Origin of the sequence: Halomonas sp. ATBC28 (assembly GCF_005937175.1) — a bacterium.
GTDB classification, from domain to species: domain Bacteria; phylum Pseudomonadota; class Gammaproteobacteria; order Pseudomonadales; family Halomonadaceae; genus Vreelandella; species Vreelandella titanicae.
Genome location: NZ_VCQL01000009.1, coordinates 201,332 through 216,140 on the forward strand (window position 1 = coordinate 201,332; position 14,809 = coordinate 216,140).

At 59.0% G+C, this 14,809-nt stretch carries 16 protein-coding genes; 5 read left to right on the plus strand and 11 right to left on the minus strand.

Translation table 11 applies throughout. From position 1 onward, the window contains the following. Window positions 1–45: 45 nt before the first annotated feature. The 5 genes from trkA to def form a co-directional block, all read right to left on the minus strand. Window positions 46–1,419: a Trk system potassium transporter TrkA gene (gene trkA / locus E0L35_RS12565; RefSeq protein ID WP_039860535.1), complete on the minus strand. Its 1,374-nt coding sequence runs from the start codon at window positions 1,417–1,419 to the stop codon at window positions 46–48. Window positions 1,420–1,594: 175 nt separating this feature from the next. Beyond that, window positions 1,595–1,801 carry a dodecin gene (locus E0L35_RS12570; RefSeq protein ID WP_008959783.1) on the minus strand — a complete coding sequence of 69 codons (207 nt, stop codon included), beginning with the start codon at window positions 1,799–1,801 and terminating at the stop codon, window positions 1,595–1,597. A gap of 50 nt (window positions 1,802–1,851) precedes the next feature. Then, a complete protein-coding gene (gene rsmB, locus E0L35_RS12575) occupies window positions 1,852–3,186 on the minus strand; it encodes a 16S rRNA (cytosine(967)-C(5))-methyltransferase RsmB (RefSeq protein WP_009288388.1) in 1,335 nt (444 codons plus the stop codon). Then, window positions 3,183–4,175 (minus strand): methionyl-tRNA formyltransferase, encoded by a 993-nt coding sequence (fmt, locus tag E0L35_RS12580; RefSeq protein WP_009288389.1) that lies wholly within the window; start codon window positions 4,173–4,175, stop codon window positions 3,183–3,185. The genes rsmB and fmt overlap by 4 nt, the downstream gene beginning before the upstream one ends. Before the next feature lie 35 nt (window positions 4,176–4,210). Further along, on the minus strand, window positions 4,211–4,723 hold the full coding sequence (gene def, locus E0L35_RS12585) for a peptide deformylase (protein ID WP_022520096.1): 513 nt from the start codon (window positions 4,721–4,723) through the stop codon (window positions 4,211–4,213). Between the two features lie 222 nt (window positions 4,724–4,945). Here def and E0L35_RS12590 point away from each other — a divergent pair, with 222 nt between their 5' ends. The 5 genes from E0L35_RS12590 (at window position 4,946) to aroE (ending at window position 9,400) form a co-directional block, all read left to right on the plus strand. Next, entirely contained in the window at window positions 4,946–5,791 is an 846-nt protein-coding gene (locus E0L35_RS12590; protein WP_138800463.1) for a peptidoglycan-binding protein, read from the plus strand. Window positions 5,792–5,826: 35 nt separating this feature from the next. After that, window positions 5,827–6,951, plus strand: a complete 1,125-nt coding sequence (dprA, locus tag E0L35_RS12595) for a DNA-processing protein DprA (RefSeq protein WP_089690633.1) — start codon at window positions 5,827–5,829, stop codon at window positions 6,949–6,951. A gap of 43 nt (window positions 6,952–6,994) precedes the next feature. Next, complete coding sequence (locus E0L35_RS12600) at window positions 6,995–7,552, plus strand: L-threonylcarbamoyladenylate synthase (protein WP_022520093.1); 558 nt, start codon at window positions 6,995–6,997, stop codon at window positions 7,550–7,552. Between the two features lie 76 nt (window positions 7,553–7,628). Next, window positions 7,629–8,582: an oxygen-dependent coproporphyrinogen oxidase gene (gene hemF / locus E0L35_RS12605; RefSeq protein ID WP_138800464.1), complete on the plus strand. Its 954-nt coding sequence runs from the start codon at window positions 7,629–7,631 to the stop codon at window positions 8,580–8,582. Further along, the gene (gene aroE, locus E0L35_RS12610; protein WP_138800465.1) at window positions 8,579–9,400 is read left to right on the plus strand and encodes a shikimate dehydrogenase; all 822 of its coding nucleotides are present in this window, start codon (window positions 8,579–8,581) and stop codon (window positions 9,398–9,400) included. Before hemF ends, aroE begins: the two co-directional genes overlap by 4 nt. A gap of 81 nt (window positions 9,401–9,481) precedes the next feature. Here aroE and E0L35_RS12615 read toward each other — a convergent pair whose 3' ends face one another. The 6 genes from E0L35_RS12615 to E0L35_RS12640 all read right to left on the minus strand — a co-directional run bounded on the left by E0L35_RS12615 (window position 9,482) and on the right by E0L35_RS12640 (window position 14,802). Continuing rightward, window positions 9,482–9,742: a hypothetical protein gene (locus E0L35_RS12615; RefSeq protein ID WP_039860539.1), complete on the minus strand. Its 261-nt coding sequence runs from the start codon at window positions 9,740–9,742 to the stop codon at window positions 9,482–9,484. 17 nt (window positions 9,743–9,759) lie between these two features. After that, window positions 9,760–10,563, minus strand: coding sequence for a M48 family metallopeptidase (locus E0L35_RS12620; RefSeq protein ID WP_009288401.1), 804 nt, complete (start codon window positions 10,561–10,563; stop codon window positions 9,760–9,762). A gap of 175 nt (window positions 10,564–10,738) precedes the next feature. After that, complete coding sequence (locus tag E0L35_RS12625; protein ID WP_009288402.1) at window positions 10,739–11,353, minus strand: hypothetical protein; 615 nt, start codon at window positions 11,351–11,353, stop codon at window positions 10,739–10,741. A gap of 226 nt (window positions 11,354–11,579) precedes the next feature. Then, a complete protein-coding gene (gene der / locus E0L35_RS12630; RefSeq protein ID WP_022520083.1) occupies window positions 11,580–12,983 on the minus strand; it encodes a ribosome biogenesis GTPase Der in 1,404 nt (467 codons plus the stop codon). Continuing rightward, window positions 12,980–14,149, minus strand: coding sequence for an outer membrane protein assembly factor BamB (gene bamB, locus E0L35_RS12635; protein ID WP_022520082.1), 1,170 nt, complete (start codon window positions 14,147–14,149; stop codon window positions 12,980–12,982). The genes der and bamB overlap by 4 nt, the downstream gene beginning before the upstream one ends. Then, window positions 14,146–14,802 carry a tetratricopeptide repeat protein gene (locus tag E0L35_RS12640; RefSeq protein WP_027957429.1) on the minus strand — a complete coding sequence of 219 codons (657 nt, stop codon included), beginning with the start codon at window positions 14,800–14,802 and terminating at the stop codon, window positions 14,146–14,148. The genes bamB and E0L35_RS12640 overlap by 4 nt, the downstream gene beginning before the upstream one ends. Window positions 14,803–14,809 lie beyond the last annotated feature (7 nt).

The following is a 14,809-nucleotide window of genomic DNA, read 5'->3' on the forward strand; positions in this document are numbered from 1 at the left end:
GCATGCTCCTGTTATTAGCAGCCAGTGGCCGTGGTTCGAGGGTTATCAAAAGAACGTTAAGCCGACTTGGAACAGGCGCTCCACATCGCGAATGCGGCGCTTGTCGATCACAAATAGAATCACGTGGTCACCGCTCTCAACCATCACGTCGCCGTGGGCGATAATGACTTCCTTGCCGCGCACAATCGCACCGATGGTGGTGCCCTCGGGCAGGTCGATCTCGCGGATGGTACGCCCGACCACCTTGGAGGACTGCTTATCGCCGTGGGCGATGGCTTCAATGGCCTCGGCGGCGCCCCGGCGCAGCGAGTGAACGTTGACGATATCACCCCGACGCACGTGGGTGAGCAAGCTGCCGATGGTCGCCTGCTGGGGAGAAATAGCGATATCGATCTCGCCCCCCTGCACCAAATCCACGTAAGCGGCGTTGTTGATCAGCGTCAGCACCTTCTTCGCCCCCAAACGCTTGGCGAGTAGCGACGACATGATATTGACTTCGTCGTCGTTGGTCAGCGCGCAGAAGATATCGCACTCTTCGATATTCTCCTCTTCCAGCAAGCGCTTGCTGGTGGCACTGCCGTGGAGCACCACGGTGCGATCCAGTCGCTCGGAGAGGGTGGTGCAGCGCTCCAGGCTGTGCTCGATGATCTTGACCTGGTGGCTATGCTCCAAATGCTCCGCCAGCCGCTCGCCGATATTGCCACCCCCGGCGATCACGACCCGACGGAAGTCCCGCTCGACCCGGCGCAGCTCGCTCATCACTGCGCGAATATCCCGGCGGGCGGCGAGGAAGAACACCTCGTCGTCAGCCTCGATGACCGTATCGCCACGGGGAATGATTGGGCGGTTACGGCGGTAAATCGCCGCCACCCGGGTATCCACGTTGGGCATATGGCGGCGCAGAAAGGCCAAATCCTGGCCCACCAGCGGGCCACCGTAGAACGCTTTCACCGCCACCAGCTGTACCAGGCCACCGGCAAACTCCAAGACCTGCAAGGCGCCTGGGTGTTCGATCAGGCGGCGTACATGGTCGGTCACCACCTGCTCTGGGCTGATGAGTACATCAATGGGAATCGCTTCGTGGGCGAAGAGCCCTTTACGGGTCAAGTAGGCGGTGGCGCGTACACGGGCAATCTTGGTCGGGGTGCGAAATAGCGTGTGGGCGACCTGGCAGGCGATCATATTGATCTCATCGCTGTTGGTCACAGCGATCAACATATCAGCGTCTTCGCAGCCTGCCTGACGTAGCACAATGGGGTAGGAGCCCGCCCCGGTAACGGTGCGGATATCGAGTTTGGTATGCAGCTCACGAAGTTTTTTGGCGTCAGTGTCAACGACAGTGATGTCGTTCTCCTCGCGGGCGAGGTGTTCTGCCAGTGTGCCGCCGACCTGGCCGGCGCCGAGAATGATGATTTTCATTGCTGAGCATCGGTTCCATTAAAAGCGCCAGCGCAATATCGTTAAGACCAGGAGACGGTCTTAGGACTCAGTCCTGACGTTGAAGACGTAAATGGTCGTTCAGGTACGTCTATCATGCGCTGCAATAAAGACGGCGGCCAGTGTAAACCAGCCGCCGCCGAAAAGCAGGTGGGGATTACTCTAGCGTAAAGCCGACTTTAACCGTTACCTGCCAGTGGGCCACTTGGCCATCTTCAATATGGCCACGGGTATCGACTACTTCCAGCCAGCGCATGTGCTTAATCGTTTCTGACGCCTTGGCCAGTGCATTCTGAACCGCTTCCTCAATGCCCTTCTCGGAAGAGCCGGTCAATTCCACGTGCTTGTAAGTATGATGACTCATAGTACCTCCTTCCTTGTCATGAAATCACTGCCCCCGACATCAGTGAGCGCCTAGGCAGTGCGCTTCTCTAGTCTGGCATAAAAAAAGCCATCGTGACTGTTCTGGGCTGGAAACAGCTGGCGACCCGCGCCGCTGGAAATGCCCCAGGCAACATCGTTAGGCGTGGTGACATGGGCGTCAGGGGTGCGGGCGAGAAATGCCTCAATCTGCTCACTGTTCTCTTCCGGAAGCACCGAGCAGGTGGCGTAGAGCAGGGTGCCACCTTCGCGCAGCATCGGCCAAAGGTTGTCTAACAGCTGACGTTGAAGCTTGGCCAGCGGCCGGATATCGTCTTTGCGCCGCAGCTTCTTGATATCCGGGTGACGGCGGATAACACCGGTGCCAGAGCAAGGGGCGTCGAGCAGGATGGCATCAAACGGCGTGCCGCTCCACCAGTCGCGCTCGGTCGCATCGGCGTGTTGGAGAACGGCCTCTACGCCTAGTCGGGTAAGGGTATCTTCCACCCGTGCCAGGCGCTGATTATCGCTATCGATAGCGGTAAGATTGATGTCGAACAGTTCGAGCAAATGGGCCGTTTTGCCGCCGGGGGCGCAGCAAGCATCCAGAACATGTGCACCTGGCCGTGGCGCAAGCACGGGCCCCAGCAGTACTGCCGAGAGTTGGGCGGCCTCGTCCTGAACGCTAATATGTCCCGCTTCGAAGCCAGGCAGCGCCGTGACATCGCAGGGTGTTTCCAGCGTGATGGCGTCTGGGGCGTGGGGGCACAGGTGACCACTCAACCCCTGCTCGGTCAACTGCGACAAGTAGGCTTCACGATCGTTGTGGTGCTGATTCACTCTCAACGTCATCGGGCCTGACTGGTTGTTGGCTTCGACAATCGCCCGCCACTGCTCTGGCCATGCCTGACGCAAGGCGTTAAGTAGCCAGGGTGGATGTTCTAACGCGACGCTCTCATCCCGGTCTACTTGGGCCTGGAGCGCCTCGGATTCGCGCTGCAATCGCCGCAAACAGCCATTTAACACGCGGGTGGCCCACTCCTTATTCAGCAAGCGCGCAGCGCCCGCGGTTTCACCTACTGCCGCGTGGGCTGGAATGCGCATGTACAACAACTGGTAAATACCCAGCAGCAGCAGCGCCTGAACATCGCTGTCGCGCTTTTTAAACGGTTGCTTAAGTAATGTGCCCGCTAAGGCTTCCAGACGCGGTAAGCGGCGGCAGGTGCCAAAGCAGAGCTCTTTGAGCAGCCCGCGGTCGCGAGCCACCACGCTGTGCTCATCCAGCCCCGCCAGTGAGCCTTGGTCGCTGAGCACCGGGGCCAGCGCGCGAGCCGCCGCGGCGCGGACTTCCTGACCACTGCCGCCTTGGGGGGAGCGCTTTTGGCTCATGGTGTTTCTCCTTCGCTGGCCTGAGCCGCTGGTTTACCAAGACGAGTACCGGTAGCAAGGCGCGCGTGGCGGGCATTGAGTAAGTCACGCACGTCCATGGCTTTACCGCCGGGCAGCTGTGCGCTGGTCACACAAAGTACCTCGCTGCCGTTTTCCCCACAGGCAATCCGCAGATGATCGTCGCCGTGGTCTAGTAGCATGCCGGGCTCGCAGGCTGGCTGATCGCCCTCTTCTACGTTCGCCATTAGCAGCCGCAGGCGATCATCGCCTAATGCGCACCAAGCCACCGGCCAGGGGTTAAAAGCGCGAATTTTGCTGGCTAACTGCTGGGCGGGCTGGGCAAAGTCGAGCTCGGCTTCCGCTTTGCTCAGCTTGGCGGCATAGGTGACGCCTTCCTCGGGCTGAGGCGTGGCATGCGCGGTGCCGGTGGCCAGGGCATCCAGCGTGTTGATCAACGCATTGGCGCCTTGAATCGCGAGACGGTCGTGCAAATCGCCGCCGGTGGTGCGGTTCGTAATGGGCGTGCGCACTTCCGTGAGCATCGCCCCGGTATCCAGGCCAGCATCCATCTGCATGATAGTTACACCCGATACGCTATCACCCGCCTCGATCGCCCGCTGTATGGGGGCAGCGCCGCGCCAGCGGGGCAGCAGCGAAGCGTGAACGTTAACGCAGCCGAGACGCGGTATGTCCAACACGGCCTGAGGAAGCAGCAGTCCATAGGCCACAACGACCATAATGTCGGCATTGAGCGCGGCCAGCTCGGCTTGAGCCTCGGGTTGCTTTAACGTCTGAGGCTGATAGACAGGCAGGCTGTGTTCCAGAGCCAGCTGTTTGACCGGGCTGGGCGTTAGCTTACGGCCGCGGCCAGCGGGGCGATCGGGTTGGGTATACACCGCCACCACCTCGTGCTGGCTTTCCAGCAGCGCGGCAAGGCTAGAGGCGGCGAATTCAGGTGTGCCAGCAAAAACAACGCGCAATCGTGACATATAAAGAGGGCTACCTGGCGTGAATGAGAGAAGTGTTAGGCGTCCTGCATCTGCTTGTGGCGTTTCTGCATTTTTTTGCGGATACGGTCGCGCTTTAGCGGCGACAAGTAGTCAACAAACAGCACACCCTCAAGGTGGTCGTACTCGTGCTGAATACAGTGTGCCAGCAGACCCTCTGCCTCTAACTCATAGGCCTCGCCATTACGATCCAGCGCGTTGAGCTGCACCTTAAGATAGCGCGGCACTTCGGCGTAGTGCTCGGGAATCGACAGGCAGCCTTCCGATAGTGGCTCTTTCTCGTCGCCAATGGGTGTATAGCGCGGGTTGATGAGCACCAGCGGCTGGGAGTTATCGTCGCTGACATCCATGACGACAATACGGCGATGGACATCGATCTGGGTCGCGGCTAGACCGATACCACGGGCGTCATACATGGTCTCCAGCATATCGTCGACGAGCTGGCGTACCTCATCGTCGACGGTTTCCACCGGAGCGGCCTTGGTGCGCAGGCGCTCATCGGGGAATTCAAGAATAGGAAGTTTGGCCATGGCGTTACAATCACCGTTATGCTGAGTCTAAATTAAGTCAAGCTAGGTAGTGACGAGCGTCTTCTAACCTAGGTACTTTATGATGGGTCACTATATCATGCTGTCAACGTTTCTGGGCATGGGCGCCCGATACGCACTGGGTTTCAGCAGCAACAGAATGACTGCGCTTATGCAGCGCTTCGACATGGAACTAAGAGTGATGCATTTTCTTGGGAGAACTGGATGGCGGCAAAACAACACGCCTACCGGAGGGCTTTGAGTGGTTTGCTGCTGAGCGCAGTGGTGCTGGTGAGTATTGATGCCACCGCTTGGGAGCGTGATCAGACAGTGATTACACTCTCGCCTCAGGTGCGTACCTTGCCCCATCGTGAAGCGATCGAGCCCATCGCCTTGGAGGAAGCACGAGCCTTTCTGCGCGAACACCGCGTCGTCGATGATACCGAGGCGTTGCAGGAACTGGCTTACGTAGTGGCGGGAGATGATCGCCGCTTGATCAGTGGTGCGGGAGATAGGTTATACGTGCGTGGCGTTGTGCCACACCATGGTCAGGTGGGTATCTATCGGCAGTCGGAGCCCTACCTGGCAATGGATGGCACGCCGCTGGGCTTAGAGCTGATCAACGTTGGCATCGCTCGCCACGTCAGCAGTGAAGGCGATATTGCGCAGCTTGAAGTCGTTAGTTCCCATCAGGAAGTGCGGGTTAACGATATTGTGTTGCCCTTGGAGGAGCGCGAGCTGAGCCGTGAGTTTATGCCCCGCGCGCCGCCCAATGCGGTTGAGGGTCATGTTATTGCCGTGCCAGGTGGCGTGCGTTTTATTGGCCGTTTTCAGATCGTTGCGCTGGATCTTGGCACCCTGGATGGTTTGCAGGCGGGGCATGTGCTGCGAGTCAATCAGCAGGGTGAACTGATCAACGACCCACGTACCCAGGAGCTGGTGCAACTGCCCAGCACAGAGGCGGGCAGTGTGATGGTCTTCAAGCCCTATGGTCGCGTCAGCTATGCCTTGGTGATGCAGGCGTCCCGGATACTGGAAGTGGGCGATGGGGTTGGGTCAGCGACGAACTAACAGGCGGCACACAAAGACGTTTAAAAGGAGGAAGTATGGACGCCCAGGCGTGGCTGGTGGTCAATGCGTTGCCGGGTATGGGGGCGCTGCGTATCGCGCAATTATTAGCCCGTCAGCCGCAGTGGCCGGAAGGCTGGCTGGCAGCACTGCCGAGCCGTGCTGCCAGCGAGTTGCGCCTGTGGCTTGAACATCCCACGCGCAGCCCGTTGCAAAATGTGGTTGATGAAACCCTGGCGTGGCAGCGAAGCGGCCCAAGTCGCCATGTGCTGCATCGAGATCACCCCGCTTGGCCTGCGCTGTTAAATGAATTGCCCGACCCGCCTGTGGTGCTCTGGGCCCAGGGTGATCTTAGCGCCCTGGAGGGCCCCAAACTTGCCATGGTAGGCACTCGTCGCCCCACCGGCGAAGGCACCCATAACGCCCAAACCTTCGCACGCGATCTAGCCCGCCGCGGCTGGTGCGTGGTCAGCGGTATGGCCTTGGGCGTTGACGGCGTGGCCCAGCGAGCGGCCCTAAATGCCGGCGGGCGCACGATTGCTGTACTCGGCTGCGGTGTGGATGTGATCTATCCTGCCTCCCACCGTGATCTTCACGAGCAGCTTAGTTCTCTACCCGGTGGCCTGGTGGTGTCGGAACATCCACCAGGTACGCTGGCCCGCCCGGCATTTTTCCCGCGGCGCAACCGAATCGTTACCGGCCTCTCGCTCGGTACCCTAGTGGTCGAAGCCACCGAAAAAAGCGGCTCGCTGGTCAGTGCACGGCTTACTCTAGAGCAAAATCGCGAACTGTTTGTGCTGCCCGGTTCGCTACACAATGTACAGGCCCGTGGCTGCTTGACACTACTGCGTCAGGGCAGTGCACACCTGGCCTGTAGTGTCGACGATATCATCGCTGATCTTGGCCACTGGGCGGAGGCGTTTATCCCGCCTGAGACGGAAGAACAGCCATCTGAGCCAGAACCGCTACCTGATAGCTTGTCTGACAATAGCTTGCCCGATTCCTTATTAGCGTCATTATCGGCCACGCCGACGCCTATTGATCTCTTGGTGCACGCCACTGGCGTGACGGTCAGCGACTGCCAGCAGCGCCTACTGATGCTGGAGTTAGAAGGCTGGGTTGCACAGCAGGCGGGAGGCTGGGTGCGGTTGCCGCGGCCATGATAGGATAAAGTCATTAAAGGCCTGTTAGCCGTGAGGAGAGAGCATGAGTTTGGCGACCGATCTAGCCCCTGCGATTAGCGCGCTGCGTAGTGGGGGAGTGATTGCCTGTCCCACTGAAGCGGTTTGGGGGCTCAGCTGTGACCCCGAAAACGACGCAGCCTTAGCCCATCTAATGCGCATGAAAGAGCGCGACCCTGCCAAGGGCGTCATCCTTGTTGCTGCCAATATTGGCCAGTTCCACCCCTGGTTGAGCCAGCTTCCCCTCGCGATGCATGCTCCTCTTGCGGCAAGCTGGCCGGGGCCCAATACCTGGCTAGTGCCTGATTATGGCCGCAGCCATGGGCTAGTGCGTGGCGCCCACGAGCGCGTAGCGCTGCGGGTGACCGACCACCCGGTGATGAAAGCCCTGTGCGAAGCTTTCGGTGGTCCGTTGGTATCAACCTCGGCCAACCGTTCGGGGGAACCGCCCGCGATGAGCGCCGCCGAGATTACTGACATCTTTGCTGATGAAGTGGCCTATATAGTGCAAGGCGAGCTGGGTGGCAATGCCAAACCCAGCACTATTAGAGACCTAGCCACCGGTAAAATCATGCGTTCTTAAACCGGCTCTCCAACTATTCACCACTCACCCATTACGACTCACCCATTACGACTCACCAATGCCCCCAGGAGTTACCGTGGCCCACGAGCACCTTGATGACGTTAAACGCTACCTTCTTGATCTGCAGGATCGGCTCTGCGCTGGATTGGCAAAAGCCGATGGCGCTGCCCAGTTCCAAGAAGATAGCTGGGAGCGTGCCGAGGGCGGTGGTGGTCGATCACGGGTGATGACCCATGGCGGCGTATTTGAAAAAGGCGGCGTCAACTTCTCCCATGTCTATGGCACCCAGCTGCCGCCTTCGGCCACCGCCGCGCGCCCTGAACTGGCTGGTCGCAGCTTCCACGCGGTGGGCGTTTCCTGGGTGCTGCACCCGGAAAACCCCCATGTGCCTACCAGCCATGGCAACGTGCGCTTCTTTATTGCCGAGAAAGCCGGCGAGCCGCCGGTGTGGTGGTTTGGCGGCGGTTTTGACTTAACGCCGTTTTATCCCGTGATGGAAGACGTGGTGCACTGGCACCGGGTGGCAAAAGCCGCCTGCGACCCCTTTGGCGATGATGTTTATGCGCGCTATAAGGCCTGGTGCGACGAGTACTTTTACCTTAAGCACCGCGATGAAACCCGCGGCGTCGGTGGGCTGTTTTTCGATGACCTGAACGAAGGTGAGTTTGCCGATTGTTTTGCCGTTCAGCGCGCGGTGGGCGACAGTTTCTTAGCGGCTTATTTGCCCATCGTTGAGCGCCGTAAAAATGACGCCTGGGGCGAGCGGGAGCGCGACTTCCAGCTTTACCGCCGTGGCCGCTACGTGGAGTTCAACCTGGTGTGGGATCGCGGCACGCTATTTGGCTTGCAGAGCGGCGGGCGCACGGAGTCAATTTTGATGTCAATGCCGCCAATGGCGCGCTGGGAGTACGCCTTTGAGCCAGAGCCCGGCAGTCCCGAAGCGCGTTTGCAGGATTTCTTATACCCCCGCGACTGGCTCGGTGAATTCGCTGAGGATGCAGGTCAAGGAAAAAGCGGAGAGCTCTCATGACCGATCGCTACTGCGTGTTTGGCAACCCGGTCAAACACTCCAAATCCCCGCAGATCCACGCTGAGTTTGCCCATCAAGCCCAGCAGGCCCTTGAGTACACCGCTGAAGAAGCACCGGTGGATGGTTTTGCAGGTGCGTGGCGGGCGTTTATCGACGCGGGCGGGCGTGGCGCCAACGTTACCGTGCCGTTCAAGGGCGATGCTTTTGCGCTGTGCGACACCTTGAGCCACCGCGCCCGTCGTGCAGGGGCGGTGAATACTCTGATTCTGGGTGGTAATGGCCGTACCTACGGCGATACTACCGATGGCATTGGCCTAGTGCGCGATTTGGCCTATCACCGTGTGGCGTTAGCAGAAAAGCGCATTTTGGTGGTAGGCGCAGGCGGCGCCGTGCGCGGCATTCTGGAGCCCCTGCTTGCCGAGCAGCCCAGTGAAATCGTCGTGGTCAACCGCACCGCCGCCAAGGCCGAGCAGCTGGCCAGCGATTTTGCTGATCTAGGGCCTATCCACGGCGGTGGTTTTGATACCGTTAATGGCACTTTTGATGTGGTGATTAACGGCACCAGTGCCAGCCTATCAGGCGATTTACCGCCGTTGCCTGATACGTTGTTCAATACCAATGCCTGGGCCTACGACATGATGTACGGGGCCGAGCCGACGGTATTTTTACAGTGGGCAGGCCCGCACGGCGCGAAGTTGCTTGACGGCTTAGGCATGCTGGTCGAGCAGGCCGCCGAGTCGTTTTTTCTGTGGCGTAATGTGCGCCCTGAAACCGCGCCTGTGCGAGAAATGCTGCGCCAATCACTTAACTATTCATAGCCGCATCCAACTAACGCTGCTAAAAAAGCGGGGGCGGATACTGTATCCGCCCCTGCCTTTATTGATGCCACTAATAACGTTTCACTTAGTGCGTTTGACGTACAAGCCCACCGTGCACATCACCAGCCCCACCACCGAGAGCAGCATGCCGCCATTGACTAACAGCGGCGAACGCTCCAGCCAGGAGACAAACGGTTGCGGGGTGTCTCTACAGGCACTCTCGATATAGTCCCAATGGCCGCCATCAAGCTGGCACGCGCGTACGTCGTTTAGCTCCCAGAAATACACGCCCATCAGCACAAACAGCGGCAGTACCAGTAGCAGTAATCCCAGCTTAATCATTTAAACCTCAAGAGCCGTTAAGGACGCGGGCAGTTGGGTGTACGACCATTGCTGCGAGCCTGCTCGTACAAGGCAAGTGCTTGATCCATATTACCCTGCAGCCCTTGAATACGCTGGCCTTGGCCAGGGTGAGTCGACATCCACTCGGGGGGCGCACCGCCACCTGTGGCCGCCTGCATATTTTCCCAAAGGGTCACGCTCTCACGGGGATTGAAACCGGCTTGAGCCATGAGATCCAAACCAATCACATCGGCCTCACTCTCATGGGCCCGGGAGAAGGGAAGTACGATGCCGTACTGTGCGCCCATGCCGAGCACGCCCATGAGTTGCTGGCCACCGGCAGACTGCATGCCAGAGGTGCTGGAAATCACCGACAGGCCTAATGAGGTGGCGCTCTCGGTGGAGGCGCGCTCATTGGCATGGTTGGCCAGTACGTGACCAATTTCGTGACCGATAACGGAAGCAAGCTGATCCTGGGTCGTGGCAATATCCAGCATGCCGGTATTCACGCCCATATAGCCGCCGGGAAGCGCGAACGCGTTGGGCTGTTCGGACTCAAATACGCGAATTTGCCAGTCTAGCTGCCGCTGTTCGGCGGGGAGTTCCGCCACGATGGCATCGGCAATACACTGCACATAGCGGTGGCTGGCCTGGCCCGCCGTGGGCAGCTCCTGCTGATATTGAGTGAACGCTTGGCGCCCCATCTCATTCAATTCGCTATCAGAGAGCAACAGCAGTTGCGAGCGTCCGGTGGGCGAGGTGGTACAAGCGGCGATAGACGCACATAGTGCGGTAACAGCGAGAGGGCGAAGCCAGCGCATGAGTCGGTTTCCTTATAGACGAAAGAGTTTCTTGCACACAAGATAACCGCTGATAGCAGTAAATCAATCCCCCATCATAACCCACCTAGTGGTTGAGCATGGGTGCTGAATTGAGTCCCCTCTGAACCAAGGCTAGGCCGCAGACGATTGGCTGCAAGCTCCTAGACATAAACCCTTAGCGCTGGGGTACTAGCTGCCCATCGGCACCTACGTTTAAACGAATTGTCGGCGTTAATAATCCTGACGGTAGTTTCATACCCAACCCGCGTAGATCCCCAGGCGTGATGGCCAGTTGACTGCCAGGCGGTAGCTCGCCTTGAGACGCCAACTGGCTGGCAAGCTCCAGCATGGGGGCCAGGCGTTGGGTGTCGGTGGCGAGTACATCAAAGGCAACCGGTAGGCGTAAATTAGCATCATCGCCAGAGGTCAGCGTGACGTCCTGTTCATAGTTACCTTCCACAGGATCAACGCCCGGCATATCCAGCGCCCAGCGAAAGCCTGACATCTCCACCGGTGGCATGCCCGCAGGTAAGCCCAGCCCCATGGCAATGGTGGCCTGAACGGGCAGGCTACCGGCACCAAGGCTAGACGCAATCAGGCTGGTTAAATCGCTGGTGTCTAGCCCCGCATTAATGCTGTAAGGGCCAATGCGAACATCCTCAACCCCCAGAGAGGTCACCGCCAAACGAAACGCAAACAAACCGGTTTGGGGGAGGGCGAGACAACCCGTGAGTAGGCTGGCAACGCCAAACAAGGTCAGCCAGCGCCAGTAGCGAGCAATATAAAGCATAAGATAAGAGTCCCCTTAAGTAGGACGTAAGCAGTGGGGTAACGACGCTAAGTGTAAAGTGCTGATGCAAGCTTGTTAGCTTCGGGCTAATAAGCGCGGCTATTTGAGGGCTGAAGCTATTTTCTGTCAACAGAATTTACGTGTTCAAGCGCCTATTTAAGGCTAGAACCAAAACGCCCGCTTGATGATACAAGCGGGCGAATTCAAAAGGCAGCTAATAAGGCGTTTAACGACGGCTTTTACGCGCCTCTTTGGTGCGATTAAGCTCGCGCTTTTTAGCTTTCTCTTTGTCGCTGGCGCCCGCCATGTCATCGAACGGGTTACTGCCCGAGCGGAACTCAAAGCGAATTGGCGTGCCGCGTACCTTGAGCACCTTGCGGAAGGTGTTGGTCAAATAGCGACGATAGGCTTCTGGCAACGCCTCGGTTTGGTTGCCGTGGACGACGATAATCGGCGGGTTGCTGCCACCCTGGTGAGCCATCCGCAGTTTAATGCGTCGACCGTGTACCATCGGCGGTGGGTTTTGGCTTACCGCGTCCTGTAGCAGGGTAGTGAGGCGGTTGGTCGACCAGTGGGCGTTAGCGGCGTCAAAGGCGCGATCAATCGAGGGGTAGAGATCCCCCACTGCCGTGCCGTGTAGAGCAGAGATGAAGTGCAGCTCGGCATAATCCGCAAAGCCCAGGCGGCGCTTCACTTCAGTGCGCATTTTGTCCTTGGCTTCGGTCTCCAGGCCGTCCCACTTGTTGACTGCAAGCACCAGGGCACGACCGGTGGTCAACACGTAGTCGAGCAGGTGCAAATCCTGCTCCACCAGACCGCTGGAGCCATCCAGTACCATGATCACCACATGGGACTCTTTGATCGCATCCAGCGTCTTGATGATGGAGAATTTCTCGGCGATTTCGCGCACGTTCTTGCGCCGCCGAATACCCGCGGTATCAATCAGCACATAGGGCTTGCCGCGGCGCTCAAAAGGAATCTCGATAGCATCGCGGGTAGTGCCCGCCTCATCAAACACGACGACCCGATCTTCGCCCAGCAGGCGATTGACCAGAGTCGATTTGCCCACGTTCGGGCGGCCAATCACGCCGATGCGAACGCCTTTACTGCCGGTGTCGGCAGGAATGCTGGCATCGCGCTCCGGAAACGGTTCGAGCACCACATCTATCAGGGTGGAAACGTTGCGCCCGTGGGCGGCAGCAATTGGCCAGGGGTCGCCTAGGCCGAGCGACCAAAAGTCGCCCATTGCCGAATGCTCTTCTAACCCATCGGTTTTATTCACCACCAGCCAGGTTTTTTTCTGGTTAACCCGCAGGTGGTTGGCAATCGCTTGGTCAGCGGCGATAAGGCCGGCGCGAGCGTCGACCATAAACAGCACGATATCGGCTTCATCAATGGCGGCGAGTGACTGCTCCGCCATGGCGGCGTCGATACCTTCTTCGTCACCGCTGATACCGCCAGTGTCGATAACCGTATAGACCTTATCGCCCAGCATGCCATTGCCGTACTTACGGTCGCGGGTGAGGCCGGGAAAGTCGGCCACCAGGGCATCACGCGAGCGCGTTAGGCGGTTAAACAGCGTCGATTTACCCACATTGGGGCGACCGACTAAAGCAATGACGGGTGTCATGGAGTGACTTCCAGGGTTTCCAGGCGACCATTGTTGGCCTGAACATGAATGGTGCTGCCTTCAGTGACCGGGCGTACGCTGATGCCCGAGCTGTGCACGCGAGTGCGACCCACGATATCGCCTTCGCGAGCGTCGATCAGGTGAACATAACCTTCAAAATCGCCGAACACTAAACGGCCATCGGCGAAGGCGGGGGCGGTCAACCAACGATCTTCTAAATCGTCGTTGCGCCAAATTTCGCGGCCGTTGTTAGCGTCGAGGGCGACGACTTGGCTGTCATCGGTGACCACAAACAGGAAGTCGCCGACCAGAATCGGGGTATGGCGACTGGAGAGATCCGCTTCCCAAAGTACGTCGCCTTGAGTTGCTTCCAGCGCCACCACGCGGCCGTTATAGCTGGTCACGAACAGGCGGCCATCGGGGCTGATGATCGGCTGGCCGGAAAGATCGACCAGGCGTTCCACTTCACTACGCCCTTGGGGGGTGGCAATCTGCATTTCCCATAGCGGCTGGCCGCTGCGGTTATCCAGCGTGGCCAGGCGGCCATTGGCCAGGCCAACAAAGCTGACTGGATCAATGACCATCGGTGTACCGGTACCGCGCAGGGTGAGTGACGGCTGCGAACTGGTGTATACCCAGCGCTCTTCACCAGTGGCGCGATCCAAGGCAGTCACACGGCCATCGACACTTTGCACGACCAGCAGTTGCTGGTTGGCCTGGGGCGCGGCAAGCACTTCGCTGGATACCCGCGAGCGCCATTCTTCGCTGCCGTCACGTTGATCCAGCGTGATCACTTCGCCGTTACCGGTGGCCAGATAAACCTGACCGGCAATTGCCGTTAGCGCGCTGGAAATAGGGGTATCAAGGTCGATTTCCCACTCGACGTCGCCGCTGTTGGCATCCATCGCCATCACCACGCCTTCGACATCGGCCGCAAACACGGTGTCGCCTTCACGGGAAGGCGCGATGGGGTAACGGGCATGGCCCAGGCCATCGCCCACGTTGCGCCGCCACTGAGTTTCCAGCGAGGAGGTCTCGTCGAAACTACGCAGCTCTTTGGGGGTATAGGCAGGCTCGCCTTTACTCGCGCAACCGACCAGCAGTGCCAGCGACAGCGCGCCTAAGCTTGCGCGTACTAGCTGTTTCGTTGGGATACCAAAAGTCATTGTGTCGCCTCCTCAGCGCCGAGATCGTCAAGCTTGAACTGCACGCCGTAAAGCGGCTGGTCTTTGGTTTGAGACACTTCTAGAGCGGTTTCCCAGGCATCGCGGGCCGCCTCGGTGTCGCCTTGGGCGGCGAACGCATCGCCGCGCACGTTAGCTTTTTGGGCCGCTAGCGCATCACTAATCGGCTCGTCTAACAGCGCATGCGCCTGTTTAGGGTTACCGTCGGCAAGCTCGATACGGGCTAAACGTAGCCACGCCAAGCTTTGCACATAGCGGCGCGAGGAATCGGCTGCGCTTTCCAGTGCGGTGCGTGCTGCTTCCAAGTCGCCTTGCTGAACAGCCAAGCGGGCGTCGAGCAGCAGGGCGAGTTCGGCGTAGAGCGTATCGCCATGCTCGTCGGTCAGTTCGCTAACCATTTCCCGCGCGCTTGCTAGTTGCTCCTCGTCAAGCTCGTTGCCAGCGGTCATATTGACTAACTGCTGATAGCGCATGGAGGCCGCTTCAGCCTGGCCTTGCTGATAGTTCTGCCAGGCATTCCAGCCGAACACCCCGGCCGCCGCCAGGACAGCGCCTGCAATCAACGACATGCCGTTCTCTTTCCACCAGCGCTTGACGGCGTCTAGCTGTTCTTCTTCGCTTCTCAGCTCCACCACGGGCGGG

What these genes read in the sequence shown, in the direction of transcription:
- trkA (WP_039860535.1), bottom strand. Translation starts at nt 1,419, where the DNA reads ATGAAAATCATCATTCTCGGCGCCGGCCAGGTCGGCGGCACACTGGCA.
- E0L35_RS12570 (WP_008959783.1), bottom strand. Translation starts at nt 1,801, where the DNA reads ATGAGTCATCATACTTACAAGCACGTGGAATTGACCGGCTCTTCCGAG.
- rsmB (WP_009288388.1), bottom strand. Translation starts at nt 3,186, where the DNA reads ATGAGCCAAAAGCGCTCCCCCCAAGGCGGCAGTGGTCAGGAAGTCCGC.
- fmt (WP_009288389.1), bottom strand. Translation starts at nt 4,175, where the DNA reads ATGTCACGATTGCGCGTTGTTTTTGCTGGCACACCTGAATTCGCCGCC.
- def (WP_022520096.1), bottom strand. Translation starts at nt 4,723, where the DNA reads ATGGCCAAACTTCCTATTCTTGAATTCCCCGATGAGCGCCTGCGCACC.
- E0L35_RS12590 (WP_138800463.1), top strand. Translation starts at nt 4,946, where the DNA reads ATGGCGGCAAAACAACACGCCTACCGGAGGGCTTTGAGTGGTTTGCTG.
- dprA (WP_089690633.1), top strand. Translation starts at nt 5,827, where the DNA reads ATGGACGCCCAGGCGTGGCTGGTGGTCAATGCGTTGCCGGGTATGGGG.
- E0L35_RS12600 (WP_022520093.1), top strand. Translation starts at nt 6,995, where the DNA reads ATGAGTTTGGCGACCGATCTAGCCCCTGCGATTAGCGCGCTGCGTAGT.
- aroE (WP_138800465.1), top strand. Translation starts at nt 8,579, where the DNA reads ATGACCGATCGCTACTGCGTGTTTGGCAACCCGGTCAAACACTCCAAA.
- E0L35_RS12615 (WP_039860539.1), bottom strand. Translation starts at nt 9,742, where the DNA reads ATGATTAAGCTGGGATTACTGCTACTGGTACTGCCGCTGTTTGTGCTG.
- E0L35_RS12620 (WP_009288401.1), bottom strand. Translation starts at nt 10,563, where the DNA reads ATGCGCTGGCTTCGCCCTCTCGCTGTTACCGCACTATGTGCGTCTATC.
- E0L35_RS12625 (WP_009288402.1), bottom strand. Translation starts at nt 11,353, where the DNA reads ATGCTTTATATTGCTCGCTACTGGCGCTGGCTGACCTTGTTTGGCGTT.
- der (WP_022520083.1), bottom strand. Translation starts at nt 12,983, where the DNA reads ATGACACCCGTCATTGCTTTAGTCGGTCGCCCCAATGTGGGTAAATCG.
- bamB (WP_022520082.1), bottom strand. Translation starts at nt 14,149, where the DNA reads ATGACTTTTGGTATCCCAACGAAACAGCTAGTACGCGCAAGCTTAGGC.